Genomic DNA, 1,689 nt, shown 5'->3' with positions numbered 1-1,689 from the left:
AAAAACTGAAACGGTTAAAAACCACAGTGAAGCGCTAAAGAACCCATTGATCAATCTTAATGAAGAAATACAAAGATTGGAAGAGTTGCTTAAATCCACATCTGAAAAGCAAAGTAAGCATTCTGATTTTTTATCTGATATTCTTCGTGCTTTTCGTATTTTTCATGAAGTACAAGAAAATGAATTGGAACTCTATAATTCTGAACTAAAGGAATTAAAGTTGGATTTTGATGAGCATTTAAGCAACAATCCAAATTCAGAAATTATAGGAGAATTAAATAGGGTAAACGCTGTTTTGCAAGATTTTATCACTGACATTGAAGCTGAAAATTTGAGAAGAACAGAGCAATCCGTGCTACTTGCGCGTGAAGAATACGAAGCAGCCAAAGTGCTGGAAGTTGGCGATAAAGTTAAAGAATTAAAAAAGACACATAAAGTGTTCTTGAATCTTGCAAGTCGTAGTTCTGAAATGTATAAACAATTAAAACACGACATATTAGCTATAGAACATGAGATTCAAGTGTCTAAGGAGTCTCAAGCTAAACTTGAGAAATGGGATATAAGCAACATAAGCAACATAAGTCAGGGCGACATTAAAGATCCATTTGTAGGATATAAACGCCAAATTATTATAACAACAGAAAATGATCCCGACTTAATTCAAGATGAGTTACAGCTGGCAGAAAAATATCCAGACAATACAACTATTGTCCATATGGATAAAAATGGTAATTACAAAGTTGTATACGGACTTAAATTAGATCAAATACCAAAAGGCGATCTTAAGATTATGATCAATGCACATGGAACTCTAGGAAAAATTAAGAACAGAAGCATTGAGAGGATTGCCGAACATATCAGTATTATAGATCGGGTTGCTGGTGAGGATTCTGTCGTGAGGAAAGTCAGTTTGGTTTCCTGTAGTTTGGGGGGTGATTATGTAGAAAGACTTCTACCTGAGTTGCGAAAAAAAGGGGTAAGTGACACCAAAGTAAGTGTCAGACTTGCTGGTATATCAGTTCTTCCAGACGGCAGAAAAATTATAACAGATTCAGCAGGAAGTGCTTCTGGAAAATATCGCTCCAGCGCCCTTAAAAAAACTTATGCATTCAATGAAAAGGGTGAAATAATCACTGTAGATTCTTATACAGACGAGCATTATGATGTTACCCTTTCTATTGATAAAGATGGAAAGCCAAAAATAGAACGCATTTATGGTAATAAGCAGCTTAGTGAATTAAAGGGTGCGTTAAAAGTTTTTGTTAAAGCCAAAGGTTTTAGTGAAACTGAGCAAATGTTGCATCAGTTTAAAGAAGCACTGCCTTCAGATGCCTCCATATCACATCTCAACATCAAAACACCAAAAGATAACGACTGGTTTGCTCAGGGTGATGCGTTGCAACAATTCAATGAAAAGCAGACGAGCATTATGATGTTACCCTTTCTATTGATAAAGATGGAAAGCCAAAAATAGAACGCATTTATGGTAATAAGCAGCTTAGTGAATTAAAGGGTGCGTTAAAAGTTTTTGTTAAAGCCAAAGGTTTTAGTGAAACTGAGCAAATGTTGCATCAGTTTAAAGAAGCACTGCCTTCAGATGCCTCCATATCACATCTCAACATCAAAACACCAAAAGATAACGACTGGTTTGCTCAGGGTGATGCGTTGCAACAAACGCAAAATTTAGAT

General features: G+C 35.7%; 1 protein-coding gene. It reads left to right on the top strand.

What is annotated here, in order from left to right:
- A partial coding sequence (locus BHECKSOX2_RS05235; RefSeq protein ID WP_139682756.1) for a C80 family cysteine peptidase occupies positions 1 to 1,474 on the top strand: 1,474 nt, incomplete at its 5' end.
- Positions 1,475 to 1,689: the final 215 nt, after the last annotated feature.

It is taken from the genome of thiotrophic endosymbiont of Bathymodiolus puteoserpentis (Logatchev) (assembly GCF_900127505.1).
Taxonomy (GTDB): domain Bacteria; phylum Pseudomonadota; class Gammaproteobacteria; order PS1; family Pseudothioglobaceae; genus Thiodubiliella.
This window is presented reverse-complemented; position numbering and strand designations above follow the sequence as displayed.